Here is a 26387-nt window from a genome sequence, read left to right as displayed (position 1 = left end):
GCTTGCTACCCCCGCTTACTGACCGCAGGCGGGCAATGTGACCACCCTGCAATGGCCCACCGGACTGGTCCGCGACAAAGCCCACTACGGCCGGGCCGGCCTACTAAGGTGGAATCCATGAACAGCCAACATGAATTCGTGCTGCGTACCGTCGAAGAGCGGGACATCCGGTTTATCCGCCTGTGGTTCACCGATATCCTGGGCGCGCTCAAGTCCGTGGTGATGAGCCCGTCCGAGCTGGAATCCGCCTTCGAGGAGGGCGTGGGCTTCGACGGATCCTCCGTGGAAGGTTTTTCGCGCATCTCCGAATCGGACACGATCGCGCTGCCGGACCCGTCGACGTTCCAGATCATGCCCTTCGACCGCGACGAGCCGGAGCTGCAGTCCGCGCGGATGTTCTGCGACATCGCCCAGCCCGATGGGCAGCCGTCGATGGTGGACCCGCGCCACATCCTGCGCCGGCAGGTCACCGCGGCGGCCAACGAGGGCTTTACCTGCATGGCCTCGCCGGAAATCGAGTTTTACCTGCTGCAGCAGCGCCCCGAGGCAGAAGACCTGCTGCCCACCGACAACGGCGGCTATTTCGACCAGGCCACCCAGGACGCCGCCCCGCGCTTCCGCCGCCAGGCCATGCTCTACCTGGAGGAACTCGGCATCGCCACGGAGTTTAGCCACCATGAGACCGCGCCGGGCCAGCAGGAGATCGACCTGCGGCACGCGGACGTTATCACCATGGCGGATTCCATCATGACCTTCCGCTACGTCATCAAGAAGGTCGCCGCCGACCTGGGCGTGCGCGGCACCTTCATGCCTAAGCCCTTCGAGGAATACTCCGGCTCCGGCATGCACACCCACCTGTCCCTGTTTGAGGGCGAGTCCAACGCCTTCCACGACCCGGATGATGAGTTTTCGCTGTCGACGACGGCCAAGCAGTTCATCGCCGGCATCCTGGAGCACGCCAACGAGATGTCCGCGGTGACCAACCAGTGGGTCAACTCCTATAAGCGCCTGATGTTCGGCTCGGAGGCCCCGGGCTCGGCGACCTGGGGCGTGTCCAACCGCTCCGCGCTGGTCCGCGTGCCGACCTACCGGCTGACCAAGGAGGAGTCGCGCCGGGTGGAGATCCGCTCGGTGGATTCCGCGATGAACCCCTACCTGGGCTACGCCGTGCTGCTGGCCGCCGGGCTCAAGGGCATCCGGGAGGGCTACGAGATGGGAGATCCGGCCGAGGACGACGTGCACCAGCTCACCCGCCGGGAGCGCCGGGCGATGGGATATAAGGACCTGCCCATGTCGCTGGACCAGGCGCTGCGCCACCTGGAAAAGTCCGACTTCATGGCCGAGGTCATGGGCGAGCACGTCTTCGAGTTCTTCCTGCGCTCGAAGTGGGATGAGTGGCACGCCTACCAGCGCCAGATCACCTCCTTCGAGCTGCGCCACAACCTGAACTACTAAGCCTTTACCGACCCAAGCGAAAGGGGCAATTGACTGTGCGCGCGACGGTACCTTCCCCGGCCACCCTGGGGCTGACCCGGGAGAGCGCGGCCGCCGACCTGGAGTGGCTGGGCTGGAACAACGCCGAATCCACCGAGCTGCTCTGGTGCCTGGCCGCGGCCGGGGACCCGGATCTGGCGCTCAACACGGTGATGCGCCTCTACCAGGGCCTGGATGATTCCGGCCGCGAGCTGGATCAGCAGATGCGCACCAACGAGGCGCTGCGGGTGCGGCTGCTGGCGCTTCTGGGGGCATCGACGGCGCTGGGCGATCACCTGGCCGCCGAGCCGGAGCTGTGGCGCCAGCTGGCCGAGCCTTTGCCGGAGCCAGACGAGATGCTCGCGCAGCTTCTGGGCGCGGTCGATGCCCGCCCCGCGCAGTTCGCCGCCGAACTCGACCGGCCGGACACGGCGAGTGCGCAGCTGACCACCCCGGGCAGCTACGTTGCGGGCACGACGGGCCAGGACGCCACGCGGGCGCTGAAGTCGACCTACCGGACGCTGATGATGCGCGTGGCCAGCCACGACCTGGCGGGCACGTTCTATTCGCGCAAGGGGCAGTCGAGCCCGCAGCCGCGCATCGAATACTCCACGGTTACCCGGCTGACCACGGCGCTGGCGGACGCGGGGTTGACCGCGGCGCTGGCGGTGGCCACGGCGACGGTCTATGGCGAGGACCCGCTCGATAGCCAGCTGGCCGTCATCGCGATGGGCAAGTGCGGGGCCGGGGAGCTCAACTACATCTCCGACGTCGACGTCATCTTCGTGGCCGAGCCCTTGAGCGAGGAAGACGACGCCCGGCTGGGCAAGGCGACGCGGGTGGCCTCGAAGTTCATCCAGATTGGCACCAAGTGCTTCTTCGAGGTGGACGCCAACCTCCGCCCGGAGGGCAAGTCCGGGGCCCTGGTGCGCACGCTGGACTCGCACGTGAAGTACTACCAGCGCTGGGCGCACACCTGGGAGTTCCAGGCGCTGCTCAAGGCCCGCCCCCAGACCGGCTACCTGCCGTTGGGCCAGGACTACCTGGACAAAATCGGGCCGATGGTCTGGTCGGCCTCCCAGCGCGAGTCCTTCGTGGAAGACGTGCAGGCCATGCGTCGCCGGGTGCTCGACAACGTGCCCGAGGACCTGCGCACCCGGGAGCTTAAGCTGGGTGCGGGCGGCCTGCGGGACGTGGAGTTTGCCATCCAGCTGCTCCAGCTGGTCCACGGCCGCTCCGACGAGAGCCTGCGCGTGCTGTCTACCGTCGACGCCTTGGCCGCCCTGGTCAGCGCCGGCTACGTCGGCCGCGAGGACGGCAACCAGCTCATCGAGGCCTATGAATTCCTGCGGCTGCTCGAGCACCGCCTGCAGCTGGAGCGTTTCCGCCGCACCCACACCATGCCACCCAACGATGACGCGGACGCGTGGAAGTGGCTGGCCAAGATCTCCGGGTTCACGCCCACGGGCCAGCGTTCTGCCGCCCAGATGATGGCGGCGACGCTGCGCACCATCCGCCACCGGATTTCGCAGCTGCATTCGCGCCTGTTCTACCGCCCGCTGCTGCACTCGGTGGTCTCCATGAGCTCCGCGGAGCTTAAATTGTCGCCGGAGGCCGCGAAGCTGCAGCTGGCCGCCCTGGGCTATAACTACCCGGACCGCGCCTTCGAGCACCTGACCTCGCTGGCGGCGGGCAGCTCCCGCAAGGCCAAGATCCAGGCGATTTTGCTGCCGACGCTGATGGAGTGGCTGTCTGGCACCGCCGATCCGGACATGGGCCTGCTCAACTACCGCAAGCTGTCGGAGGCGGCCTTTGACCGCACCTGGTTTTTGCGGATGCTGCGGGACGAGGGCATCGTCGGCCAGCGGCTGATGAAGATCCTGGGCACCTCGCCGTACACCGCGGATCTCATCATCGCCGCGCCGGATACCGTCAAGTTGCTCTCCGACGGCGCCGCCGGGCCGAAGCTCATGGACGCCCAGCCGGAGCAGGCCTTCAAGGCGCTGGTCAACTCCACCAAGCGGCACGCCGACCCGGACAAGGCGGTGGCCGTGGCGCGTTCGCTGCGGCGGGTGGAGCTCGCCCGCATCGCCGCCGCGGACCTGCTGGGATTTATGCCGGTCGAGCAGGTCTGCCGGGACCTGTCCCTGGTCTGGGACGCGGTGCTGGAAGCCGCCCTGCGCGCCGAGATCCGCGCCTGGCTGCGCGCTCAGGAGGAAGCGGCAGCCGAAACCGCCGAGGCACCCGCCGGCACTGAGAACACTGAAAACGCTGACGATGCCGACGCTGCGCCGGCCGCGCAGCCGGTGAGCCCGCCGGCGCGAATCGCCGTTATCGGCATGGGCCGGCTGGGCGGCATGGAGCTGGGCTTCGGCTCGGACGCGGACGTGATGATAGTGGCCGAGCCCGCGCCGGGCGCGGACGAGACCGCCGCCATCAAGTGGGCAATCGGGATCGTGGACAAGATGCGGCGCCGCCTGTCCAAGCCCTCGGGCGATCCGCCCCTGGAGGTCGACCTGGGCCTGCGCCCGGAGGGCCGGTCCGGGGCGGTGGTGCGCACCATCGCCTCCTACGAGCGCTATTACGACCAGTGGGGCGAGCCCTGGGAGATGCAGGCGCTGCTGCGCGCGGCCTTCGTGGCCGGCGACAAGGACGTCGGGGAGAAATTCCTGGAGGTCATCGACCGCTTCCGGTACCCCAGTGAGGGCGTGAGCCAGTCCACCATCCGCGCTATCCGGCGGATGAAGGCCCGCGTGGACAACGAGCGCCTGCCGCGCGGGGCGGACCGCAACACCCACACCAAGCTGGGCCGCGGCGCGCTGACCGATATCGAGTGGACGGTCCAGCTGCTGACCATGATGCACGCGCACGAGTTCGCCCAGCTCCACGACCCGTCGACGCTGCGGGGACTCGACGCGCTGGAGGAGTGCGAGGTGCTTGACGCCGAGCAGGTGGCCAGCCTGAGGGAGGCGTGGCTGATGGCTACCGATGCCCGCAACGCCCTGGTCTTGGTCCGCGGCAAGCGCGTGGACCAGCTCCCGCAGCCGGGCCCGCAGCTGGCCCAGGTGGCCGGCGCGGCCGGCTGGGCGCCCGAGGACAACCAGGAATTCCTGGAGGCCTACCTAAAGCTGACCCGGCACGCCCGCCGCGTGGTCGACGAGGTCTTCTGGGGCGAGGCCGAATCCTTCGAGCACGATTAGCAGGCGGCGGCCTCCCCTTAGGGGGTCGCCCGGATTTCGCCCTGATTTTGCTGGCAAAGTCGGCTTTTGCCTAGGCAAGCCGAGTTAGTCTTCCTAGACCGGGAGGTGCCGTCCACGGTGGCTGGCCCCATATACGGCCCCACCGCGGACGCGGCACCAACGCGAACTAAACCCACCACCAGCGGACCTAGAGTAGAGGAGAAAAATAATGGCACTGCGGATTTCTTTGGATCTTTCGGCGGCTACCTTTCGCGACTTAAGCGGATTTATGGACTCGGCGCGCGCGGCTGGCGCGGGCGCGGATACGGAGCTGAAGGTAGAAGACGACAAGCTCATCATCAGCATCGAGGGACCTGCCGGGCACAACCGTCCCGAGGCGCCGCACCAGGTGGTCGACGAAGACGGCCGCGGCGTCGACGAGCGCAAGCCCAACTTCGGCCCGGTGGGCGAGCAGGCCATCCGCAGCGTGATCGATATCTTGAGCGGCCGGCAGGAGCCGCCGCGCCGCGGTGATAGCTTCGGGCACTTCTAGGCGCTAGAATTCCCGAGAGTTCAGCACTAGTATTTGTTCATTCGATTCTCTATTAGTTCAGGCAAGGGGCCAGCATGGCAGGCACAGAACCCACCTCGCCTTCGCACCACACCCCGGCGGAGCAGCCGGCGGGGACCGCGCAGGCGGTGCGCGGGCCGGCGGACGGGCATCGTCAGCAGTGGGTCGTCGCCGGGGCCGTGGCCGTCCTGGCCCTGATCTTCGCGCTGGTGGCGGTCTGGTTTATGTGGCCGCTGAACACCACGCACCAAGGCCGCACGGTCGGCGACGCCGCCTCCCTGGCCACCGGGCCGGAGACCACCGCCCCGGACGAGGAAGAGGAAGAGCCGCGCCCGGGCTACCGCCTGGTCGAGCTGGCCGAGGCACTGGGTATCCCGGAGGCCGCCATGCCCAAGCAGGCCTTCGAGGCGGGCGATAGCCGGGAGCAATCCCGCGAGGAGCTCGAGGCGGTCATGGACACCGCCGTCAGTGAGGGCCGCCTGAGCGAGGACGAGGCTGAGGCAGTGCTCAAGGCCTTCGACGAGGGGCTCATCGAGGGGCAGTCCGGCCCGCTGGTGGCCAGCAACGACGACCAGTAGCGCGGGGCCGGGCAACCGGCAGCGAGATGGCAGGAACCGGCCACCGCCCACACAGACGCGACGCTTATTCTTTCCCTTAGAAGATAACGGAAAGGTAACGTTTATGTCCTGTTCTTACACCGCCCGCCGGCGCTGGCAGACCCTCGGGATGCTGGCAATCGCACTGGGAGTGCCGATTTTAGGCGGCGTGGCCATGGCGGCCACGGTCAACGATTTCGTGGTGGCCGGGGCCGGAGCAGCCGAGACGTACCTGCCGTTTACCAGTAGGGTAGGGCTGCACCCGGCCAGCGCCTTGCCCCCTGGCAGCGCCGAGACTGGGCTGGTTGAACGGATAGCCGATGCGCTGCCTGCCCGGCTGCGCGAGCTCTACTAGGGAAGGTCGTGGCCCGACATGCTGACAACGGTGGCGTTCCGGCCCTTTGAGCAGCGCCGGCACCGCGCGAGTAGCGCCTACGTGTGGGAGCTGCCGATAACCCGTTACCTGCAGGAGTTCGGCAAAATTGACTTTCGCAGCCCGGTGACGTTCTTCGCCGGCGAAAACGGCGCCGGCAAGTCCACGCTGCTGGAGGCCATCGCCCTGAGCGCCGGTTTCAGCGGGCGGGGCGGCCCGCTGCTGCCCGAGGGGGTCAAGGGGACCAACACGGAGTCGGAGCTGTCCCACTGGCTGGCCCTGCGCTTCGATGAGGCGGTGCTGCGCGGGTACTACCTGCGCAACGAGACCCATTTTGACCTGCTGCGCGACGAGTCCGAGCGGGCCGCCAGGCGCAACAACCTCAGCCGGGGCGTGGACCTGATGAAGCGATCCCACGGCGAATCTGTCTTCGATATCCTCGGCGAATACGTCGACGGCCGCGGGCTCTACCTCATGGACGAGCCGGAGGCGGGCCTGTCGGTCATCCACCAGATGGCGCTGCTCGCCGAGATCGACCAGGCTGTCCAGCGCGGCGCCCAGTTCCTCATCGCCACGCATTCACCCATCCTGCTGGGCGTGCCCGGGGCGCAGATCTTCCAGTTCGACGACTTCGGCCTGCAGGACGTGGCCTACCGTGAGACCGACGCGTACCGGGCCACCCAGGAATTCATCGCGGAACCGGAAGCGGTCGCGGAATTTTTGACCCGCCCGGAGCTAGACGAAGAGGACAGCTGAAAAGACCCGGAAGCGGTTATTCCGGCAGGCGGGTGATGCGGATGCGCGGGCCGGGCTCGTCTTCGCCGCGGCGGAGCCAGCGGGTAAACAGGATGCCAGTGACGCCGACGGACCACACCGCCAGAATGGCCCAGGCGGCGTAGCGGAAATCGCCCCACTCGTAGGCCGCGCCCTGGGAATGGGAGTCCAGCAGGAAGGCGAAGGACTGCGCGCCCAGCATGCCGGCGATGAAGCCGCCCATATTGCCCAGGCCGGTGGCGGTGGCCACCACGTCGCGGCCCAGGTGCTCGCGGACTAGGTCGAAGCCGTAGTTCGCGGACGGGCAGCAGAGGGCGATGATGAAGGCGAAGCCTAGGGCCGCGGCCAAGCCGCGCGGTTCCGAAGTGGAAAAGAACCACGCCCAGAACAGCACGTGGAGGGTGGAAAAGCCGACGGCGATCAGGTCGCGGGCGTTGCCCGTGCGCGCGGAGATCTTGCCGTGCAGCGGGCCGATGAGCACGAGGAAGACGGAGTTGATGGTCAGCACCAGGCCGGCGGAGGCCTCCGACAGGCCCATGCCGAGCGTCATCAGGGGCACGCCCCACATCATCACCACGACGATCTGGAAGAACATGTTGGAGTAGTGGATGAAAAACGCCTGCCAGGCCACCGGGGAGGTCACCACGGATTTCAGGCGCTGGGGGATGGACAGCGCCTGGGAGTTGGGCTGGACCTCGACGACCTTTTCCTCGTAGACGCCGGCCTTCTCCGGGGAGTCGGCCACCGCGACGGCCGCGGCCAGCGCGATGATAATGCCCACCGCGCCCAGGCTGACAAACGCCGCCGTCCAGCCGGTGGCCCCCAGCAACCAGAGGAAAGGTACCGCGGAGAGGAACTGGCCCAGCTGGCCCAGGGAACCGGTGACCTGCGTGAGCATCGGCGTGCGGTGCAGCGGGAACCAGTAGGGCAAAATGCGCATGACCGACAGGAACGCGGTCGCGTCCCCGCCGCCGATGAGCACGCGGGCGCCGATGGCCACCCAGTAATTAGTGGTAAAGCCCAGGATGACTTGGCCGATCCCCATCACCACCGCGCCGACGACCAGCATGTTGCGCGGCCCGAAGCGGTCGATGGCAATGCCAGTGGGGATCTGGGCCAGGGCGTAGACGCCGACCTGGACGGAGGTGAACACCGCGATCCGGGAGGCGTCGACCCCGAAGCGCTCGATGGCGTCGACGCCGGCCACGCCGAAGGAGGTGCGCCCGGTAATCGCCACGATGTAGACCAACACCGCGGCCACCCAGACATACAGCGCCTTGGTGGTGATGACTTCCCGCGGGTTGGGGCGGTGATTCTCAGGAGTCGACATGGCCGCTTAGTTTACTACCGCGCGAATTTTTGTCGACTGGGGACCGACGGGCACGGCGCCGCGGCGGGCCCCGGCAAGGGAAGGGATAAAAGGGGCCCCGAGCACGCCCGGAACCGCTAGACTTAGCCGCGTGGATTATATTTCGACGCGTGATGTGGACCAGGTTCCGGCCAAATTTACCGATATTCTGCTGGGCGGGCTCGCCCCGGATGGCGGTCTCTACCTCCCGGAGCATTACCCGCAGCTGGATGATGAGCTGCTGACCAGCTGGCGCACCCTATCCGATAAGAAGGGCTACGCCGTGGTCGCCGCCGAGGTCTTGAAGCTGTATATCGACGATATTGACCCGGCAGACCTGGAGCAGATCGCCGCGCGCGCTTATACCTACCCGAAGTTTGCTTCCGAGGAGATCGTGCCCGTCACCGAGCTGGGCGACGGCCTTTTTATCGGCCACCTGTCGGAGGGCCCGACGGCCGCCTTCAAGGACATGGCCATGCAGCTGCTCGGTGAGCTCTTCGAATTCGAGCTGGCGCGCCGGGAAGAAACGCTGAATATTCTGGGCGCGACCTCCGGGGACACCGGCTCCTCGGCGGAATACGCCATGCGCGGCCGCCCCGGCATCCGGGTATTCATGCTGACCCCGGCCGGGCGCATGACCCCGTTCCAGCAGGCGCAGATGTTCGGACTGGATGACCCGAATATCTTCAACATCGCGCTGGACGGCGTCTTCGACGACTGCCAGGACGTGGTCAAGGCCGTCTCCGCGGACGCCCAGTTCAAGCGCGACTACCGGATCGGCGCGGTCAACTCCATCAACTGGGCCCGGCTGCTGGCCCAGGTGGTCTACTACGTCTCCTGCTGGCTGCGGGTGACCGACAACAACCAGCAGAAGGTCTCCTTCTCCGTGCCCACGGGCAACTTCGGCGACATCTGCGCCGGCCACATCGCCCGCCAGATGGGCCTGCCCATCGACACCCTGGTGGTGGCGACCAACGAGAACGACGTGCTGGACGAGTTCTTCCGCACGGGCAACTACCGCCCGCGCCCGGCCGCGGAGACCTTCAAGACCTCCTCGCCGTCGATGGATATTTCCCGCGCCTCTAACTTCGAGCGCTTCGTCTTCGACCTGACCGGCCGGGACGCCGCCCAGGTGGCCGACTGGTTCGGCACGAAGGTCAAGGAGGGCGGCTTCTCCGTGTCCCCGGAGCTTTTGGAAGACGCCCGGGAGGGGTTCGGCTTCACCTCCGCCAGCTCCACGCACGCGGACCGGCTGGCCACCATCGCGGACGTCGACGAGCGCTACGGGGTGCTCATCGATCCGCACACCGCCGACGGCGTCAAGGCCGCCCGCGCGGCCCAAGAGGCCGGCGTGGATACCCCGATCATCTGCCTGGAGACGGCCCTGCCGGTCAAGTTCGCCGACACCATCCGGGAGGCCACCGGCCGGGAGCCGGAGGTGCCCGAGCGTTTTGCCGGTATCCTGGAGGCGGAACGTACCGTGGCGGACTTGCCGAACGATGCCGCCGCGGTCAAGGACTACATCACCCGCTCGATTGACACCACGGAGGTCTAACAATGGCACAGGAACAGTTCGCTGGGCCCGAGTACCACACGGAATTCGATCCGGAGAAGTTCCTGCGTGACCTGCGGGCCCAAGCGGCCGAGGAAGAGGACGAGACCACCCCGGACGATGGTGCTTCGCAGAGCTAGCCGCGGGGTCCTCGCGGCCGCCGCGGTGGTGGCGCTGTCCAGCGCGTGCAGCCTGCCGGTAGAAGACCCGCTGGAGGAGACCAGCCAGCGCACCGCGCCCGCGACGGATCTGGGCGCGGCGGCGGAGCAGACCAAGCTCCCGCCGCGCGAAGACGAGATCCTTACCCCACAGTTCGCGCCCGTGCCGCCGGGCGCGGCCATCCACCTGTCCGCGCAGACGCCGCAGCCGGGGGAGTATTTCAGCTATCAGCTGTGTAGCGTCGCCTACTCCTTCAGCCTGCCGGACGGCCGGTCCTTTGCCGTGACGGCATCGCACTGCGGCAAGGTCGGCGACCAGGTGTGGGCCGCGGATGAGTACGGCGAGTTTTCCTACCCCGCGGAGCCGGTGGGCCAGGTGGTCTACTCGGATTTTTACGCCGCGGACACCCACCACCTGGACGTGGCCTTTATCGAACTCAACGAGGCGGGAACCTCGGGTCAGATTCCCTTCCACACCGCCGAGTCCTTGGAGACCAATATCGCCACGCAGCTGGCGCAGCTGCCGGACCAGGCCTGCAAGCTGGGCGGATCCACCCACAAGACCTGCGGGGAGGTGACCCACCTACCGGAGCTGAGCAAGCTCAATGCCGACGGCGAGCAGCTCGAATCCGAGTCCGCGCGCGCCCGCATGTGTGCGCGCACGGGCGACTCGGGCGGGCCCGTCTACGCCGAGCGCGACGGCCGGCCTGTCATCATCGGCTTGGTCTCCGGCACCACCGAGCGCATGGACGGCGGCACGACGTGCGAGGACTACCCGGACATGGAGCTCTCCTTCACCCCGGCGGTGGAGGTCCAGCGGTTGGCCGACGGGCTGTGGGGCGAGGTAGCCCGCGCCGACGCCGGCACCCCTTAAGGTCGCTGCGTGCCGTAGGCTAGGGGTATGGCAACCCCGGATTTCATTGTGTCCCTGCGTGAAAAGATCGGCCACGACCAGCTCTTCCTGCCCGCCGTGACCGCCATCATCGTGCGCGGCGTGCCGGAGGGCGCGCCTCTGTGGGAGGTACCCACCGTGCTGTTGGCGCGCCGGGCGGATAACGATAAGTGGGCCCCGGTGGCCGGCATCGCCGAGCCGGGCGAGGAGATCAGCACCACCGCCATTCGGGAGGTCGCCGAGGAAGTCGGCCTGGAGGCCCGCGTCGAGGCCCTCCTGGGCGTCGGCCAGGTCGGCCCCGTGGAATACGGCAACGGCGACAAGTGCCTGTTCATGGACACCACCCTGCGGCTCAGCGTGCCTGACGATGCCGTCCCGCACCTCGCCGACGACGAAAACACCGAGGTCGGCTGGTTCTCCGTGGCGCAGCTGCCGCAGTCGCTCACCGCCCGCCATCGGATGGTCATTGCGGACGCGGTCGCGCAAATGAAGCACCCCGCCGGCTTCCGCCCCCGGATCGGCTACGCTAAGCGCAACTAGGTGGCCCGATAAGCTCCCGCAGTTGCTCGGGGCTGTCGGCGAAGGCGAAGCTATCGATGCCGTTGTCGACCTCTTCGCGGCCATGGATTCGCCCGCAGACGACGATGTCGACCGCCCCGCGCGCCGGGGTGACCAGCAGCCGGCCGCGGGCAGCCAGCGCGTAGAACAGGCCGGCATCGCCCGCGCCCCACGCCCAGGCCGTCGCGTAGACGTCGCGGGCGCCGTCCCCCAGCCAGGACGTCTCCAGCACCAGCCCTGGGCGGGTCAGGTAAATCCCGCCGCGCTCCAAGGGCCCCAGCACCTGCCGCACCGCCGCCACGTCGGCGGTCTCCAGGGCGACGAAGGTGAGGGGGTTGGACATGGAAACGAACCTAGCACGACCGTGGAATACTAAGGTGGTGGCTTTGGCGTCAATCACGGCCGGCCGTTGGATACAGCAAAGCCGGCGCCCACGAGGGACGCCGGCTGGGGGCAGGAAAGCCTGCGGAAGGCTAGGGGACTAGCAGTCGAAGTACATTTCGTACTCGAGCGGGGTCGGGCGCAGGCGGGCCGGGGTGATTTCCTCGTCTTCCTTGAGCTTGATGTAGGACTCGATGAGGTCCTCGGTGAAGACGTCGCCCTCGGTCAGGAAGTCCATGTCGTTGCGCAGGGCCTCCAGGGAGGCCTCCAGGGAGGTCGGGGCCTGCGGGATGGAGGCGGCCTCCTCCGGCGGGAGCTCGTAGAGGTCCTTGTCGACCGGGGCGTGCGGCTCCAGGCGGTTCTTCACGCCGTCGATGCCGGCCAACATCATGGCAGCAAAGCCCAGGTACGGGTTGCCGGACGGGTCCGGGGCGCGGAACTCGATGCGCTTGGCCTTCGGGTTGGAACCGGTAATCGGGATGCGGATGGCCGCAGAACGGTTACGCTGCGAGTAGACCAGGTTGATGGGGGCCTCGAAGCCCGGCACCAGGCGGTGGTAGGAGTTCAGCGTCGGGTTGGTAAAGGCCAGGACCGCGCCAGCGTGGTGCAGGATGCCGCCGATGTAATAGCGGGCGGTATCGGACAGGCCGCCGTAGCCGGACTCGTCGTGGAAGAGCGGGGTGCCGTCCTTCCACAGGGACATGTGGGCGTGCATGCCGGAGCCGTTGTCGCCGGCCAGCGGCTTGGGCATGAAGGTAGCGGTCTTGCCGTAGGCTGCGGCGGTGTTCTTGATGATGTACTTGAAGGACTGGACATCGTCAGCCGCGTGCAGCATGGAGTTGAAGCGGTAGTTGATCTCGTTCTGACCGCCGGTGCCGACCTCGTGGTGGAAGCGCTCGACGTCGAAGCCGGCGTCCTGCAGGTTGCGGACCATGGCGTCGCGGACTTCGCCGGTCTTGTCGTACGGCGCGGTGGGGAAGTAGCCGCCCTTCACGCGGGTCTTGTAGCCGGTGTTCGGGGTGCCGTCGATGTTGGTCTCAGCGCTGCGGTTCCACCAGCCCTCGTCGGAGTCGACCTTGAAGAAACCCTCGTGGACGTCGGTGGAATAGCGCACCGAGTCGAAGATGTAGAACTCGGCCTCCGCGCCGAAGAAGCAGGTGTCAGCGATGCCAGTGGAGTTCAGGTACTCCTCGGCCTTGCGGGCGATGTTACGCGGGTCGCGGGTGAAGGGCTCGAGGGTGAACGGGTCGTGCACGAAGCACTTGATGTTCAGGGTCTTCTCGGTGCGGAACGGGTCGATCATGGCCGAGGACGGATCCGGCAGCAGGGTCATGTCGGATTCGTCGATGGAGGTGAACCCGCGGATGGAAGAGCCGTCGAAGGCTAGGCCCTCGGCGGCGGTGTCCTCGTCGAACTCGGAGGCGGGGATGCTGAAGTGGTGCTCGATGCCCGGGACATCGGTAAAGCGGATATCGACAAAGCGGACGTCTTCGTCCTGAATAAACTTTACGATGTCCTGAACGGTCTCGAAAGCCATGGTCATGCTCCTGAAAATTTTGAGATAAAAATGGGCTCTAGGTAAAGATTTTACGCGCTGCCCAAAGACATTTGAGGAATTGCCTTACCACTTTAACAAATCACCTATTGCGCGATAGATTTCGGTATTTCTGGGCGTGGCTTTCCTTCCCCGGTGTGCCCCCGCTAGATTAGTGGCTATGGCTGACAAGAAAACGTGGCTGGACGGCCCGAGCATCCCTGGTGAGTATGATTCCGCCGAGGCGGTTTCCCGGTGGCCCGGGGAGCTACTGGGCCTGCCGAAAAGCGGCTCGGGCGCGCAGGCCTCGGTCATGCGCCGCGCGGGCGGGGTGCTGATCGACTGGGTCATTAGCATGGTCCTGGCCATCATCATCACCCAGTTCACCGACGCCCTCGGTGCGGCTGCCGCGCTGGGGTATGGCATCTGGATCATCCTGGGCATCGTCTGCGGCTGGCTTTTTGCCCGTACCCCCGGCATGGCGGCGCTGGGCATGGGCGTGGCCCGCGTCGACGCTCCTGGCACCCGCGTGGGCTTCTGGCGCGCGGCCGTGCGCACGCTGCTCACGGCCGTCTTCTTCCCGGCCGCCATGGTCGACGCCGACGGGCGCGGCATGCACGACCGCGGTACCGGCACCACGGTCATCATGGCTTAATTTTTTTAGCCTGGCGTACCAAAACGGCGCCCGCCTCCCTTCCCGAGATAGTTCGGGGCCGGAGGCGGGCGCCGTTTTTATCTGGCGCGGGGACCTTATTTCTTCTTGCGGCCGGCGGCGCGGCGCATGCGGCGGTTCATGCCGGACATGTTGCGGGCCTGCTGGGGCATCGGGCCCTTGGGCACGCCCGGCATCTGGCCCGGCAGGGAATCCATGGCCTCGATGCGGCGGGCGTTGGCGTAGACCTCGTTCTTGTTGTAGTTACGCGGCAGGCGCATGATGTGGCTGCGCAGCTTGGCCAGCGGCACTTCGCCCTCGCCTTCACCGACGTAGACCTCGTAGACCGGCACGCCGGCGGCGAGCTTATCGATGCGCTTTTTCAGCTGCCCCACGGTCGCGGCCAGGCGCTTCTTGTCGCCCTCGCAGACCAGCACGACGCCCGGGTTACCGATGACGCGGTGGACCAGGTCCTGGTGGCGGGTCACCGCGATGCCCTGCTCGACCTTCCAGACGATGCCGACGGTGTTGCGCAGCTGGTTCTCCAGCGCGTAGCCGGCCACGCCCTTCTGGTCTTCGACCTTTTTGTACATGTCGCGCTCGAGGCGGCGGGTGAAGATGAACATGGCCAGCAGCACACCCAGCGCCAAGCCGATGGGCAGCATGAACCACTGCCCGTTGAAGAGCATGCCGATGAGGAAGAAGAGCAGGCCCAGGCCCAGGAAGGCCAGCAGCATCAGCGGGATAAGCGCCTTATCCTGCTTGCGCTGCATCTGGAACGCCTGCCACATCTGGCGGCGCGTCTGCTTGCCCTTTTCGCGCTTGGCTTTCTTCTCTGCCTTCTTAGCGGCCTTGAGATCGGCCTTAGTATTTCCCTGTGCCATGCCCTCTACTCTAAAGGGTTGTGCCCACAAACTGGAAACGGGGCCGCGCTTTCGCGCGGCCCCGCAACGGTTAGAAGTCAGCTAAAAGGTAGACAGGTGAGTACCTGGCGGTGGCTTAGCTCTTGACGCGAGCGGTCACCGGGGTCTCCTCGGACGGGCCGTACTTGTCCAGCAGCGTGGAGGCCTCCTGGGCGGTCGCGCCCTTCGAGGTCTCGGCCAGGTGGGACAGGTGGGCGGGCAGCTCGCGGCCGCGGGCCTCCATGGCCTGCACGTACAGGCGGCCGGCGCGGTAGGAGGAGCGGACCAGCGGGCCGGACATGACGCCGCCGAAGCCCAGGGACTTGGCCAGCTTCGAGTGGGAGACGAACTCCTCCGGGCGGACCCAGCGCTCGATGGGGTGGAAGCGCGGGCCGGGGCGCAGGTACTGCGTAATCGTGATGATGTCGCAGCCGGCCGAACGCAGGTCGCGCAGCGCCTCCTCGATCTCCTCGGCGGTCTCGCCCATGCCGAGGATGAGGTTGGACTTAGTGATCAGCCCGTAGTCGTGCGCCTGGCGGATGACATCCAAGGAGCGCTCGTAGCGGAAGGCCGGGCGGATGCGGCGGAAGATGCGCGGGACCGTCTCCAGGTTGTGGGCGAAGACCTCCGGCTCGGCCTCGAAGACCTCCTGCAACAGGTCCGGCTTGCCGGAGAAGTCCGGGGTGAGGTTTTCCACGCCGGTGTGCGGGTTCAGCTCGTGGATCTTGCGCACCACCTCGGCGTAGAGCCATGCGCCCTCGTCCGGCAGGTCGTCGCGGGTCACGCCGGTGATGGTGGTGTAGTTCAGGTCCATCTCCCGGATGTTCTCTGCCACGCGGCGCGGCTCGTCGGTATCCAGGGCGTCCGGCTTGCCGGTCTTGATATCGCAGAAATCGCAGCGGCGAGTGCAGGAGTCGCCGCCGATGAGGAAGGTGGCCTCGCGGGATTCCCAGCACTCATGAATGTTGGGGCAGCCGGCCTCCTGGCAGACCGTGTGCAGGGAGGCGCCGGCGACGCGGTTGCGCATATCTTCGTAGCCAGGGCCGGTGCGCACCTGGTTACGGATCCATCGGGGTTTCTGCTCGATCGGAGATTCCGCATTCTTTTTCTCGATGCGTAGCAGCTTCCGTCCTTCAGGCTTAATAGTCACGTTGTCTACCCTACGTTGTTGAGTTGGCGAAGTGGAAAATGTCCGGTCTTCCGGGGCATCCGGCACGCCGGGATGCCTCAGTCACAACCACTAAAGCGGTGTGATCATTCCTGGCCGGCGGCCGGGGTCGTTCGTTCGGGGGTGGCGGCCTGCTGCCGGGCGCGCCGGCGCGCCTCGTTGGCCAGCTTGGTCGGATCCGGCGCGGAACCGAAGGTGTGGTCGGCGACGACGAGGCGGCCCGAGAGGGCATCGTCAAGCGCGCTCAGCAGCGGCTCCGTGGCTTCCTCCAGGCCGACGTGGCGGCCGAGCTCGAGGGACAGGGTGGTCACGTCGGCGTCGTCGATGCCGCAGGCCACGATGTGCTCGTAGAACTCGAGGGTGTTGCAGCAGTTCAACGCCAGGCCGTGCATGGTCACCCCGCGGGTAATCCGGATGCCCAGCGCGGCGATCTTGCGGTCGCGGTGCGGGGCCTGCGGGTCCTTCGGCTGCGTGGTGGACGGCACCCAGACCCCGGAGCGGCCGTCGATGCGCCCGGCGGTGGTGACCCCCATCTGGCGCACGGTCTGGATGGTGGCTTCTTCCAGCCGGCGGACGTAGTCGACCACGTCGACGGGTTCGGCCAGGCGGATGATGGGGTAGACCACGAGCTGGCCTTCCCCGTGCCAGGTAATCCGGCCGCCGCGGTCGACGGTGATGACGGGCTGGCCGTTATCCGGCATGTCGGATTCCATGGTGCGCTTACCGGCCGTGTAGACGCTGGGGTGTTCGACCACCAGCACCGTGTCCCCGATATCGCCGCGGGCGCGTTGCTTGGCCAGGTCGGCCTGCAGGTCCCAGGCTTCCTGGTAGTCCATCCGGCCCAGGTGGCGGATGTCCAAAGGCGCGTTGTCGGCGCGAATGGAGCGGTCGGCGGGGAAGAAAGGATCGCGCGGTGCAGTCATAGATACCCATTGTAATTCGCTTGGCCCGGCAGTCCACGGGCGGCTGCCCAACTGGGTATACAAAAGCGCCCCCAGCAAGCGGTAACGCCACCGTGTAAATCCACAGGCGGGTTACCGGCCTTGCCGGGGGGCGGGCGCTGTACGGGGCCAGCGCGTCGGTTCTAGATGCCGTTGGCGGCGGCGTAGTCGGCGGCGGTCATCAGCTCGCCGGCCTCGGAGACCTCGACCTCGAAGAGCCAGCCTTCGCCGAAGGGATCGTTGTTGATGACGGAGTAGTCATCGTGCACGCCCTCGTTCACGGCGGTCACGGTGCCGGTGACCGGAGCAAACAGGTCGGAGACGGACTTGGTGGACTCGACCTCACCGCAGGAGTCGCCTGCGGTGATGGAGTCGCCGACGGCCGGCAGCTCGGCGAAGACGACCTCGCCCAGGCGCTCAGTGGCGACCGAGGTGATGCCCACGCGGACGGTCTTGCCCACGACGTCGTCCGGAGCGGCAGCCAGCCACTCGTGGTCCTCGGAGTAGGAGTAGTTATCAGGCAGGTTGGCCATGGGTAAAAGTCCTTTCTGAAAGGATCGGGCGTTATCGGGCTTTATTTTAGAACGGTTTTACTTGTCCCGCTTGTAAAACGGCAAGGCCGTTACGGTAAACGGGTAGCGCTTGCCGCGGATGTCGACCTCCACCTCGGCGCCGGGCTCGAGACCTGCGGAGGTATCCAGCAGCGCGAGGGCGACCGGGTGGCCCAGCGTCGGGGAGGGCTGGCCGGAGGTCACGGTGCCCACGTGGGTCTCGCCCACGTAGACCTCGGCGCCGGAGCGGGCCGCGCGGCGCTGGGAGGACTCCAGGCCGGTGATGACCTGCTGCGGGCCCTCAGCGGCGCGCGCACGCATGGTCTCCGCGCCCACGAAGTCCGCTTCCTTCTTGGCGAAGGCACGGGACATGCCGGCCTCGACCGGGGTGATGTCGCGGGAGAGCTCGTTGCCGTAGAGCGGCATGCCGGCCTCCAAGCGCAGGGAGTCGCGCGCGGCCAGGCCGCAGGGCTTGAGGCCGTATTCCTCGCCGGCGCACAGCAGCTCGTTCCACAGCTCCGGGGCGTCCGCGTTGTAGACGATGAGCTCGAAGCCGTCCTCGCCGGTGTAGCCGGTGCGGGCGATGATGGCGAACTTGCGGGCCACCTTGCCCATGGTGGCGGCGTAGTAGCCCAGCTCGTAGACGGCGTCCTGCTTGTTGTCCTCGACCAGCGGGACGAGGATCTCGGCGGCCTTCGGGCCCTGGACGGCGATCATCGCCACGTCCTGGGACTCGTTCTTGAGCTGCACGTCGAAGCCTTCCGAGCGCTCCTGGAAGGCCTCCCAGACCACCTGGGTGTTGCCGGCGTTCGGCACCACCAGGAACTTCTCCTCCTCGAAGCGGTAGGAGATGAGGTCATCGATGATCCCGCCGTCTTCGGCGGCGACCATGGAGTACTTGGCCTTGCCCACCTTGACGGTCTCCAGGTTGGAGATGAGCGCGTAGGTCAGGAACTTGGCCGCATCCGGGCCGGTGACCCAGATTTCGCCCATGTGCGACAGGTCGAACAGGCCGGCGGCCTCGCGCACGGCGCGGTGCTCGTCCAGCTCGTTGGCGTACTTCAGAGGCATGTTCCACGGCCCGAAGGCGGTGAAGCTGGCGCCGAGCTTTTCGTGCTCAGCGTGCAGCGGGGAATTGCGTAGATCGGACATTTAGCTCTCCTTTTCGTTGGTCATCTCGAAAGCCTCCGGCGGCGGGCAGGAGCAGACGAGGTTGCGGTCGCCGTAGGCTTCGTCCAGGCGGCGGACCGGGGCGAAGTACTTGCCGCGGCGCAGCGAGTCCACCGGCCAGGCGGCCTGCTCGCGGGTGAAGGCGTAGTCCCAGTCGTTGCTGGACACGGATAGCGCGGTGAATGGGGCGTGGGCGATGACGGAGTCGTCGTAGGCGACCTTGCCGTCGATGATCTCCTGGATCTCGGCGCGGATGGTGCGCATGGCCTCGATGAAGCGATCCAGCTCGCCCTTGTCCTCGGACTCGGTCGGCTCGACCATCAGGGTGCCGGCGACCGGGAAGGCCAGGGTGGGGGCGTGGAAGCCGAAGTCGATGAGGCGCTTGGCCACATCCGCGGCGGTCACGCCGGACTGGTCGGTCAGCTCGCGCAGGTCCAGGATGCACTCGTGCGCGACCAGGCCGGCGTTGCCGGTGTAGAGGATCGGGAAGGAATCGTGCAGCTCGTGGGCCAGGTAGTTCGCGCCCAAGATAGCGTGCGCGGAGGCCTGTTGCAGGCCCTGGGAACCAGCCATGGCGAGGTAGGCCCAGGAAATCGGCAGCACGCCGGCAGAGCCGTACTGGCTGGCCGTGATCGGCACGCCCTCGCCGACCGGGGTGGCCTCGGAGGCGTCGTGGGCCGGGTCGGCGGCGTTGGACGGCAGGAACGGGATCAGGTGCTCGGCCACGGCGACCGGGCCGATGCCCGGGCCGCCACCGCCGTGCGGGATGGTGAAGGTCTTGTGCAGGTTCAGGTGGCTGACGTCGCCGCCGAACTGTCCCGGCTGGGCCCAGCCAGTCAGCGCGTTCATGTTCGCGCCGTCGATGTAGACCTGGCCGCCGGCGGCGTGGATCTTGTCGCAGACCTCGCGGACCTCCGGGTCGAAGACGCCGTGGGTGGACGGGTAGGTGATCATGATGCCGGCGATGTGTTCGCCGTGCTGCTCGATCTTCTTGTCCAGATCGGCCAGGTCAATCGAGCCGTCGTCGGCGGTCTTGACCACGCTCACGCGCAGGTTGGCCAGGGTCGCGGAGGCGGCGTTGGTGCCGTGGGCAGACGCCGGAATCAGCACGACGTCGCGGCCGTTGTCGCCGTTGGCCACGTGGTAGCGCCGGATGGCCAGCAGGCCGGCCAGCTCGCCCTGCGAGCCCGCGTTCGGCTGGATGGAGACCTTGGCGTAGCCGGTGATCGCGGCCAGCCAGTCCTCGGTCTGGGCGATGAGCTCGCGCCAGCCGGCGGTGGTCTCCTCCGGGGCATACGGGTGGATACCCGCGAACTCAGGCCAGGAGATGGGCTCCATCGCAGCGGTCGGGTTCAACTTCATGGTGCACGAGCCCAGCGGGATCATGCTGCGGTCCAGTGCCAGGTCCTTGTCCGCCAGCTCGCGCAGGTAGCGCATCATCTGGGTCTCGGAGTGCAGGGAGTTGAAGATCTCATGCTCCAGGAAAGGGGTGGAGCGCTGGAGGGCTTCCGGCAGGGCAAAAGGCTCGGTGTCCGCGACCTCGCCGCCGAAGGCCTGCACGAGGCCTTCCACGTCGGCATCGGTAGCGGATTCGCCGAAGGAGACCGAGACCTTGTCGCTGCCGATGGCGCGGACCAGGTAGCCGGCCTCCTGCAGGGAGGACTTGATGGCGGCCGCGTCGACGCCGGTCACGGTGACGGTGTCGAAGAAGTCCTCGGCGGCCAGATCCAGGCCCTCGCCCTTGACGGCGGCGGCGAAGGTGGAGGCCAGGCCGTGCACGCGCTTGGCGATGGCCTTTAGGCCGTGCGGGCCGTGGTAGACCGCGTACATGGACGCGACGTTGGCCAGCAGCGCCTGGGCGGTGCAGATATTGGAGGTAGCGCGCTCGCGGCGGATGTGCTGCTCGCGGGTCTGCAGGGCCAGGCGGTAGGCCGGGCGGCCCTCGGCGTCCTTGGACACGCCCACGATGCGGCCGGGGATCTGGCGCTTGAGCTTGTCGGTGACGGAGATGAACGCCGCGTGCGGGCCGCCGAAGAACAGCGGCACGCCGAAGCGCTGGGAGCTACCAGTGACGATGTCGGCGCCCAGCTCGCCCGGGGCCTCCAGCAGCGTCAGGGAGAGCGGATCGGCGACCACGGCGGCCAGGGCACCGCGGGAGTGGGCCTCCTCGATGACCGCGCGCGGGTCGAAGATATCGCCCTCGGTGCCGGTGTAGGCCACGACCACGCCGACGATGTCCTCGCCGGCCAGGCCGTCAGTCAGGTCCGCGACGAGGACCTCGAGCTCGATGGCGCGGGCGCGCTCAGCGGCGACGTTGAGCACCTGCGGGTGGAGGCGCTCGTCTAGGACCACGCGGCGGCCCTTCTTGACCGCGCGGGACATCAGCCCGACCGCCTCGGCCACGGCGGAGGCCTCGTCCAGCAGGGAGGCGTTCGCAATCGGCAGGCCGGTCAGGTCCTGGATCATGGTCTGGAAGTTAAGGAGCGCTTCCAGGCGACCCTGCGAAATCTCCGGCTGGTACGGGGTATAAGCGGTGTACCACCCCGCGTCCTCTAAGAGGCCGCGGCGGATGACCGGCGGGGTGATGGTGTCGCTGTAGCCCTGACCGTAGAAGGACTTCAGCAGGTGGTTCTTGCCAGCCAGCTCGCGCAGGCGTTCCTGGGCGTCGTACTCGCTGAGCGGGGCCGGCAGGCCCGGCAGCTCCGGCCGCTCGTCGGCCCGAATCTTGGTCGGAATAGCGGCGTCGACCAAGTCTTCAACGGTGGAATAACCCACCGCCTCCAGCATCCTAGATTGTTCGGTGGCATCTGGCCCGAGGTGACGGGAGATGAATTCCATTAGCGTTACTCCTTGATTGGGTAGGCAAAACGGCCATACGGAACACCAGTATATTGTTCTGCGCCACACGCCCGGGTCGTTTTTACCCCCAACCCGAGCGCATTAATTACGCCCCGCTGCGGGGCGGGGGGCGTCGGCCCCGCGTGCGGGGTTAGTGACATCTCCAACTGGGCCGAAAAACTGTGACCACATTCGGCCCGGGAGGGGGTTACGGGGGTAGTCGGGGAAAGACGAAGCCCCCGTCTCCTTTTCCTTAAAGTCATAGGAAAAGTCAACGGGGGCTCGGGCCGGCCCGGGAAGGCCGGCAGCTCAAGGCCGTGTCTTAGAGAGCCAGGTCGGACTCGAAGTCCGCGGTCTCCAGGCGGTCCTTGATGGTGGTGATGAAGCGACCAGCGTCAGCACCGTCAACCACCTGGTGGTCGTAGGTGAACGGCAGGTAGCACATCTGGCGGATGGCGATGGCGTCCTGGCCGTCGTCGTTGACCACTACCGGGCGCTTGGTGATGGCCGCGGTACCCAGGATGCCAGCCTGCGGCGGAACCAGGATCGGGGTGTCCAGCAGGGCGCCCTCGGAGCCGATGTTGGTCACGGTGAAGGTAGCACCGGTCAGGTCGTTCGGCTTCAGCTTGTTGTTGCGGGCCTTGTCAGCCAGCTCGGCGATGGCCTGGGCGATCTCCGGCAGGGTCTTGTCCTGCGCCTTGTGGATGACCGGGGTGAGCAGGCCGCGCGGGGTGTCCACGGCGATGGCCACGTTCACGTCCGCGTGGTAGGTCATCTCCTTGGTCTCCGGGTTGTAGGAGGCGTTGACGTTCGGGTGGGAAACCAGCGCCTCGACGGTGGCCTTCACGATGAACGGCAGGTAGGACAGGTTGGCGCCGTACTTGTCGATGAACGCCTGCTTGTTCTTCTTGCGCATGTCGGCTACCGCGGTGACGTCGACTTCCTGGACGTGGGTCAGCTGCGCGGAAATCTGCAGCGCCTCGACCATCTTGGAGGCGGTGATCTCGCGGATGCGGTTGACCTTCTGGGTGGTGCCGATGAGCTCTTGCTTCTCCGGATCCACGGACTTGGTGGACCAGTTGGCGCGCCCGCCGGACTTGCCGGAGGCAGCCTTGTCGGAGCCGGACTTCGGGGCCTCGCCCTCGCCGGCAGCGGCCAGCACGTCCTGCTTGCGGATGCGGCCGCCGACGCCGGTGCCTTCCACGGAGTTCAGGTCAACGCCGTGCTTGTCAGCCAGCTTGCGCACCAGCGGGGTCACGTACGGGACGTTGTCGCCGTTGTTGACCTTCGCGGAGGTGTTCTTAGCGGAGGACTCGTCCTTCTTCGGGGCCTCGTCCTTCTTCTCCTCCTTGGAGGAGGACTCCTCGGCCTTTTCTTCCTTCTTCGGCTCTTCTTCCTTTTCCTCTTCCTTGGCCTCAGTCTTGGAGTCGGAGTCAGAGTCGGAGTCGTCGGACTTGGCCGGGGCGGAGCCGTCGCCGATGCGGGCGATGACTTCGCCGACCTCGATGGTGTCGTCTTCGTCGGCCAGGATTTCCTGCAGGGTGCCGGCGACCGGGGACGGGATTTCGGTGTCGACCTTGTCGGTGGAGACCTCGAGCAGCGGCTCGTCGACCTCGACGGTGTCGCCGACGGATTTCAGCCACTGGGTGATGGTGCCCTCGGTGACGGACTCGCCCAGCTCCGGCATCTCAACGTCGGTGGCATCCCCGGAAGCGCCGGAATCCTTGGAGGAGGACTCCTCGGCCTTTTCTTCCTTCTTCGGCTCTTCTTCCTTCTCCTCTTCCTTGGCCTCAGCCTTGGAGTCGGAGTCAGAGTCGGAGTCGTCGGACTTGGCCGGGGCGGAGCCGTCGCCGATGCGGGCGATGACTTCGCCGACCTCGATGGTGTCGTCTTCGTCGGCCAGGATTTCCTGCAGGGTGCCGGCGACCGGGGACGGGATTTCGGTGTCGACCTTGTCGGTGGAGACCTCGAGCAGCGGCTCGTCGACCTCGACGGTGTCGCCGACGGACTTCAGCCACTGGGTGATGGTGCCCTCGGTGACGGACTCGCCCAGCTCCGGCATCTCAACGTCGGTGGCATCCCCGGAGCCGCCGGACTGCTTGTCGGAGGAGGACTCCTCGGACTTGGACTCTTCTTCCTTGGACTCAGCCTCAGCCTCGGCCTCGTCCTGCTCCGCCTCGGCGGAGTCGTCCTGGGACTCGCCGGAGTCCGCGGACTCGCCCTCGTCGCCGATGGTGGCGATGACCTCGCCGACCTCGATGGTGTCGTCCTCGTCGGCCTTAATCTCCAGGAGGGTACCCGCAACCGGGGAAGGGATTTCGGTATCGACCTTGTCGGTGGAGACCTCGAGCAACGGCTCGTCGACCTCGACGGTGTCGCCCACAGACTTGAGCCACTGAGTAATAGTGCCTTCAGTTACGGATTCGCCCAGTTCGGGCATCTCAACGGAGTGCGCCATGAGAATTAAGACTCCTCGAAAGTTGGAAATAACAAACCTTTTGTCAACAGCCTACCGGTTCGGTCAATTCGTCGCGCATTATCTCACCCCTAATCCGGTGTTTCGCCCCACAGGCTGACCAGACAAGGTGTGAGTTACCAGGAAACTGTCTACACCACTAGGATAGTGTGCCGTGTTCAACCCTTTCCGCCGACGTCGCTCGAAGTCCCCGCTGAAGCCGCCCCGCGCCCCCGGGGAAACCATCCGTGAGCAGGACGCACGCGACCTGCAGGACTGGGCGCGCCCCCGCGGCTGGGTCGAGGCCTTCGTGGAACCGGAGACCATCGTCAACGAAATGTCGGTGGTCGTCGTCGACGAGGGCGGCGACTTCATCCGGCGGCGCATCGGGGGCCCGAAGGGAATCGACGCCGTGGCGCGGCTGCTGGACTGCCCGGTCTACGACGTCGAGGAGACCGGTTACCCCGAGCGGATGCGCCGCAAAATGGAGCGCGACCGCATCCTGCGCAAGCGGGAAGAACAAAAAATTCGCCGCGCCCGGTTCGAGCGCGGCGAAAATCCGGATTCTTAAGGATTAATCCTCGGTGTCGTTGGTCTCTTCATTGGCCCCGGCGGGCTCCGGGGCATCGGTGCTGCCCGCGCCGGCGACCTGCTCCAGCACGGCGATGATGGTGCGGGTCGGCACGCCGGTGGCGCGCTTGGGGGTGTAGCCGCGGGCGCCGTCGCCGTTCCAGGCCGGGCCGGCGACGTCGATGTGGGCCCAGTCGATGCCCTCGCCGACGAAGTGCTCCAGGTAGGTGCCGGCGAACTGCATGCCGCCTTCGCGCTGGGCGTTGATGTTGCGGATGTCGGCGTTATCCGACTTCAGCGACTCGTTGTGCTCTTCCAGCAGCGGCACGGCCCAGGCGTTTTCGCCCACGCGGCGGCCGATGTTCGCGACCTCGTCGCGGAATTCCTCCGTGCCCATGACGCCGGCGGTGCGCTTGCCCAGCGCGACCATCTGGGCGCCGGTCAGGGTGGCGGTGTCGATGAGGTAGTCCGGCTTGTCCTCGCTGGCGCGCGCGATGGCGTCGGCCAGCACCAGGCGGCCCTCCGCGTCGGTGTTGAGGACCTCGGAGGTGGTGCCGCCGTAGTGGGTGATGACATCGCCCGGGCGGGTGGCGGAACCAGACGGCATGTTCTCAGCCAGCGGGATGGTCGCGGTGACCGCGACGTCCAGCTTGAGGTAGGCCGCGGCCAGGGTAGCGGCGGCCACGGCGGCCGAACCGCCCATGTCCATGATCATGTCCCACATGCCAGCGCCCGGCTTGAGAGAAATGCCGCCGGTGTCGAAGGTGATGCCCTTGCCGACCAGCGCGACGTGGCGCTTGGCCTTGGACGGCTTCCAGGAAAGGCGCACCAGCCGCGGCGGGCGGACCGAGCCCTGGCCCACGGACAGGATGCCGCCGAAGCCTTCCTTCTTCAGCTGCTTCTCGTCGAGCACCTCGACGCCCAGGCCGGCGGCGGTGGCGTGGGAGGACAGGATGTCCGCGTAGACGGACGGGTAGAGCTCGTTGGACGGGCAGTTGACCAAGTCGCGGGCGAAGACGGTGGCCTGGGCGATGGCGCGGGCTGCGTTGAACTCGTTCTTGGTAGCCGCGTCCTTCTTATCCTGCAGGAGGAAGGAGACGGTCGCCGGCTTCTTATCGGCCGGCAGCTTGTCGGAGCGCAGCCCCCGGTGCACGTAGCCGCCCAGGATGGTGCCCTCGACGGCAGCGGCCAGGCCGAACTCGTGCAGGGTATTGCCCACCTTGTTCAGGCCCTGGGCGGCGCGGGCGGCGCAGCCGGCGGCTCGGCGCAGGGTCTCATCATCCAACTGTTCGGCCTCGCCGAGGCCGACCGCCACGATGGAGTCGGTGCCGACTTCCTCCGGGGCCGGGATGCGGTGGACCGAACCGGCCTTGCCGGTGGCGCCGACGGCCAGCAGCTGGTCGAGGACGGTGCGCAGGGCGTCGCCGTCAAGCGCTGCGGAGGCCGGGACCTCCACGCCGTCGTCGCTGGCGAAAATGCCGATGATAAGGGCCTGTGCCTTCTCCGGAAGCTTCTTGGCGAGCTTCACGGCCGGGACTACGCCGGCGCCCGGGATCTCGATTGGGGACTTCTTCTTAGCCACGGTTGTCATCCTCCTGTTGTAAGCAGTCAATGGTGTACCTAATTTCAGGTTATGGCCCCACTGTAGCGGCCGGCGACCCAGGCCGGGGAAGGTTTGCCCCATCGTTTTCCTATCAGGTGGGACAGAAAGTGGGGGAGTGGGGTCCTCACCCGCGGGCAGGGACGCAGCA

General features: G+C 66.9%; 22 protein-coding genes and 1 pseudogene. 12 read left to right on the top strand and 11 right to left on the bottom strand.

What is annotated here, in order from left to right; genetic code table 11:
• The first annotated feature begins 117 nt into the window (after window positions 1–117).
• The 6 genes and pseudogenes from ACEE23_RS05560 to ACEE23_RS05535 form a co-directional block, all read left to right on the top strand.
• On the top strand, window positions 118–1455 hold the full coding sequence (locus ACEE23_RS05560; RefSeq protein WP_368518983.1) for a glutamine synthetase family protein: 1338 nt from the start codon (window positions 118–120) through the stop codon (window positions 1453–1455).
• Between the two features lie 35 nt (window positions 1456–1490).
• On the top strand, window positions 1491–4673 hold the full coding sequence (locus ACEE23_RS05555; RefSeq protein ID WP_368518984.1) for a bifunctional [glutamine synthetase] adenylyltransferase/[glutamine synthetase]-adenylyl-L-tyrosine phosphorylase: 3183 nt from the start codon (window positions 1491–1493) through the stop codon (window positions 4671–4673).
• A gap of 208 nt (window positions 4674–4881) precedes the next feature.
• Window positions 4882–5205, top strand: a complete 324-nt coding sequence (locus ACEE23_RS05550) for a hypothetical protein (protein WP_368518985.1) — start codon at window positions 4882–4884, stop codon at window positions 5203–5205.
• Between the two features lie 74 nt (window positions 5206–5279).
• Complete coding sequence (locus ACEE23_RS05545; protein ID WP_368518986.1) at window positions 5280–5801, top strand: hypothetical protein; 522 nt, start codon at window positions 5280–5282, stop codon at window positions 5799–5801.
• 103 nt (window positions 5802–5904) lie between these two features.
• Window positions 5905–6174: a hypothetical protein gene (locus ACEE23_RS05540; RefSeq protein WP_368518987.1), complete on the top strand. Its 270-nt coding sequence runs from the start codon at window positions 5905–5907 to the stop codon at window positions 6172–6174.
• A gap of 18 nt (window positions 6175–6192) precedes the next feature.
• Window positions 6193–6426, top strand: a pseudogene (locus ACEE23_RS05535) (AAA family ATPase); the annotation flags it as partial.
• 538 nt (window positions 6427–6964) lie between these two features.
• Here ACEE23_RS05535 and ACEE23_RS05530 read toward each other — a convergent pair.
• Entirely contained in the window at window positions 6965–8296 is a 1332-nt protein-coding gene (locus tag ACEE23_RS05530) for an MFS transporter (protein ID WP_368518989.1), read from the bottom strand.
• 130 nt (window positions 8297–8426) lie between these two features.
• On the opposite strand from ACEE23_RS05530, the gene thrC reads away from it, so the two are divergent.
• The 4 genes from thrC to ACEE23_RS05510 are packed head-to-tail and all read left to right on the top strand — an operon-like array spanning window position 8427 to window position 11456.
• The gene (thrC, locus tag ACEE23_RS05525; protein WP_448871379.1) at window positions 8427–9869 is read left to right on the top strand and encodes a threonine synthase; all 1443 of its coding nucleotides are present in this window, start codon (window positions 8427–8429) and stop codon (window positions 9867–9869) included.
• Between the two features lie 2 nt (window positions 9870–9871).
• Window positions 9872–10006: a hypothetical protein gene (locus tag ACEE23_RS05520; protein ID WP_290222556.1), complete on the top strand. Its 135-nt coding sequence runs from the start codon at window positions 9872–9874 to the stop codon at window positions 10004–10006.
• Window positions 9987–10898: a trypsin-like serine protease gene (locus ACEE23_RS05515; RefSeq protein ID WP_368521568.1), complete on the top strand. Its 912-nt coding sequence runs from the start codon at window positions 9987–9989 to the stop codon at window positions 10896–10898. Before ACEE23_RS05520 ends, ACEE23_RS05515 begins: the two co-directional genes overlap by 20 nt.
• Before the next feature lie 27 nt (window positions 10899–10925).
• Window positions 10926–11456, top strand: coding sequence for an NUDIX hydrolase (locus tag ACEE23_RS05510; protein WP_368518992.1), 531 nt, complete (start codon window positions 10926–10928; stop codon window positions 11454–11456).
• On the opposite strand, the gene ACEE23_RS05505 is transcribed toward ACEE23_RS05510, so the two are convergent.
• Together ACEE23_RS05505 and glnA are read right to left on the bottom strand one after the other, a co-directional pair.
• Entirely contained in the window at window positions 11443–11817 is a 375-nt protein-coding gene (locus tag ACEE23_RS05505; RefSeq protein WP_368518993.1) for a hypothetical protein, read from the bottom strand. The two genes, ACEE23_RS05510 and ACEE23_RS05505, sit on opposite strands and share 14 nt — an antisense overlap.
• 138 nt (window positions 11818–11955) lie before the next feature.
• On the bottom strand, window positions 11956–13392 hold the full coding sequence (gene glnA / locus ACEE23_RS05500) for a type I glutamate--ammonia ligase (protein ID WP_368518994.1): 1437 nt from the start codon (window positions 13390–13392) through the stop codon (window positions 11956–11958).
• Window positions 13393–13570: 178 nt separating this feature from the next.
• On the opposite strand from glnA, the gene ACEE23_RS05495 reads away from it, so the two are divergent.
• The gene (locus ACEE23_RS05495) at window positions 13571–14044 is read left to right on the top strand and encodes an RDD family protein (protein ID WP_368518995.1); all 474 of its coding nucleotides are present in this window, start codon (window positions 13571–13573) and stop codon (window positions 14042–14044) included.
• Window positions 14045–14139: 95 nt separating this feature from the next.
• On the opposite strand, the gene ACEE23_RS05490 is transcribed toward ACEE23_RS05495, so the two are convergent.
• The 7 genes from ACEE23_RS05490 to sucB form a co-directional block, all read right to left on the bottom strand.
• Entirely contained in the window at window positions 14140–14925 is a 786-nt protein-coding gene (locus tag ACEE23_RS05490) for a DUF4191 domain-containing protein (RefSeq protein WP_368518996.1), read from the bottom strand.
• Window positions 14926–15040: 115 nt separating this feature from the next.
• Window positions 15041–16093, bottom strand: coding sequence for a lipoyl synthase (gene lipA / locus ACEE23_RS05485; RefSeq protein WP_290222535.1), 1053 nt, complete (start codon window positions 16091–16093; stop codon window positions 15041–15043).
• Between the two features lie 104 nt (window positions 16094–16197).
• On the bottom strand, window positions 16198–17034 hold the full coding sequence (gene lipB / locus ACEE23_RS05480) for a lipoyl(octanoyl) transferase LipB (protein WP_368518997.1): 837 nt from the start codon (window positions 17032–17034) through the stop codon (window positions 16198–16200).
• 161 nt (window positions 17035–17195) lie between these two features.
• On the bottom strand, window positions 17196–17585 hold the full coding sequence (gene gcvH / locus ACEE23_RS05475) for a glycine cleavage system protein GcvH (RefSeq protein ID WP_290222530.1): 390 nt from the start codon (window positions 17583–17585) through the stop codon (window positions 17196–17198).
• A 57-nt stretch (window positions 17586–17642) separates the two neighbouring features.
• A complete protein-coding gene (gene gcvT / locus ACEE23_RS05470; RefSeq protein ID WP_368521462.1) occupies window positions 17643–18755 on the bottom strand; it encodes a glycine cleavage system aminomethyltransferase GcvT in 1113 nt (370 codons plus the stop codon).
• Entirely contained in the window at window positions 18756–21611 is a 2856-nt protein-coding gene (gene gcvP / locus ACEE23_RS05465) for an aminomethyl-transferring glycine dehydrogenase (protein ID WP_368518999.1), read from the bottom strand.
• Window positions 21612–21933: 322 nt separating this feature from the next.
• A complete protein-coding gene (sucB, locus tag ACEE23_RS05460; RefSeq protein WP_368521464.1) occupies window positions 21934–24069 on the bottom strand; it encodes a 2-oxoglutarate dehydrogenase, E2 component, dihydrolipoamide succinyltransferase in 2136 nt (711 codons plus the stop codon).
• Between the two features lie 172 nt (window positions 24070–24241).
• Between sucB and ACEE23_RS05455 the strand changes: the two genes are divergently transcribed.
• A complete protein-coding gene (locus ACEE23_RS05455) occupies window positions 24242–24637 on the top strand; it encodes an oxidoreductase (protein ID WP_290222522.1) in 396 nt (131 codons plus the stop codon).
• Between the two features lie 3 nt (window positions 24638–24640).
• Here ACEE23_RS05455 and ACEE23_RS05450 read toward each other — a convergent pair whose 3' ends face one another.
• Entirely contained in the window at window positions 24641–26227 is a 1587-nt protein-coding gene (locus tag ACEE23_RS05450) for a leucyl aminopeptidase (RefSeq protein ID WP_409338339.1), read from the bottom strand.
• Between the last annotated feature and the right edge of the window lie 160 nt (window positions 26228–26387).

Source organism: Corynebacterium sp. 32222D000AT (assembly GCF_053546955.1).
This window is presented reverse-complemented; position numbering and strand designations above follow the sequence as displayed.

Excerpts from the sequence above, each read along its gene's own strand:
- ACEE23_RS05545 (WP_368518986.1), top strand. The coding sequence starts at position 5,280 with ATGGCAGGCACAGAACCCACCTCGCCTTCGCACCACACCCCGGCGGAG.
- gcvT (WP_368521462.1), bottom strand. The coding sequence starts at position 18,755 with ATGTCCGATCTACGCAATTCCCCGCTGCACGCTGAGCACGAAAAGCTC.
- glnA (WP_368518994.1), bottom strand. The coding sequence starts at position 13,392 with ATGGCTTTCGAGACCGTTCAGGACATCGTAAAGTTTATTCAGGACGAA.
- ACEE23_RS05515 (WP_368521568.1), top strand. The coding sequence starts at position 9,987 with ATGGTGCTTCGCAGAGCTAGCCGCGGGGTCCTCGCGGCCGCCGCGGTG.
- ACEE23_RS05450 (WP_409338339.1), bottom strand. The coding sequence starts at position 26,227 with ATGACAACCGTGGCTAAGAAGAAGTCCCCAATCGAGATCCCGGGCGCC.
- lipB (WP_368518997.1), bottom strand. The coding sequence starts at position 17,034 with ATGACTGCACCGCGCGATCCTTTCTTCCCCGCCGACCGCTCCATTCGC.
- ACEE23_RS05530 (WP_368518989.1), bottom strand. The coding sequence starts at position 8,296 with ATGTCGACTCCTGAGAATCACCGCCCCAACCCGCGGGAAGTCATCACC.
- ACEE23_RS05510 (WP_368518992.1), top strand. The coding sequence starts at position 10,926 with ATGGCAACCCCGGATTTCATTGTGTCCCTGCGTGAAAAGATCGGCCAC.
- ACEE23_RS05490 (WP_368518996.1), bottom strand. The coding sequence starts at position 14,925 with ATGGCACAGGGAAATACTAAGGCCGATCTCAAGGCCGCTAAGAAGGCA.
- gcvP (WP_368518999.1), bottom strand. The coding sequence starts at position 21,611 with ATGGAATTCATCTCCCGTCACCTCGGGCCAGATGCCACCGAACAATCT.
- sucB (WP_368521464.1), bottom strand. The coding sequence starts at position 24,069 with ATGGCGCACTCCGTTGAGATGCCCGAACTGGGCGAATCCGTAACTGAA.
- ACEE23_RS05520 (WP_290222556.1), top strand. The coding sequence starts at position 9,872 with ATGGCACAGGAACAGTTCGCTGGGCCCGAGTACCACACGGAATTCGAT.
- ACEE23_RS05560 (WP_368518983.1), top strand. The coding sequence starts at position 118 with ATGAACAGCCAACATGAATTCGTGCTGCGTACCGTCGAAGAGCGGGAC.
- ACEE23_RS05540 (WP_368518987.1), top strand. The coding sequence starts at position 5,905 with ATGTCCTGTTCTTACACCGCCCGCCGGCGCTGGCAGACCCTCGGGATG.
- ACEE23_RS05495 (WP_368518995.1), top strand. The coding sequence starts at position 13,571 with ATGGCTGACAAGAAAACGTGGCTGGACGGCCCGAGCATCCCTGGTGAG.
- gcvH (WP_290222530.1), bottom strand. The coding sequence starts at position 17,585 with ATGGCCAACCTGCCTGATAACTACTCCTACTCCGAGGACCACGAGTGG.
- ACEE23_RS05505 (WP_368518993.1), bottom strand. The coding sequence starts at position 11,817 with ATGTCCAACCCCCTCACCTTCGTCGCCCTGGAGACCGCCGACGTGGCG.
- ACEE23_RS05550 (WP_368518985.1), top strand. The coding sequence starts at position 4,882 with ATGGCACTGCGGATTTCTTTGGATCTTTCGGCGGCTACCTTTCGCGAC.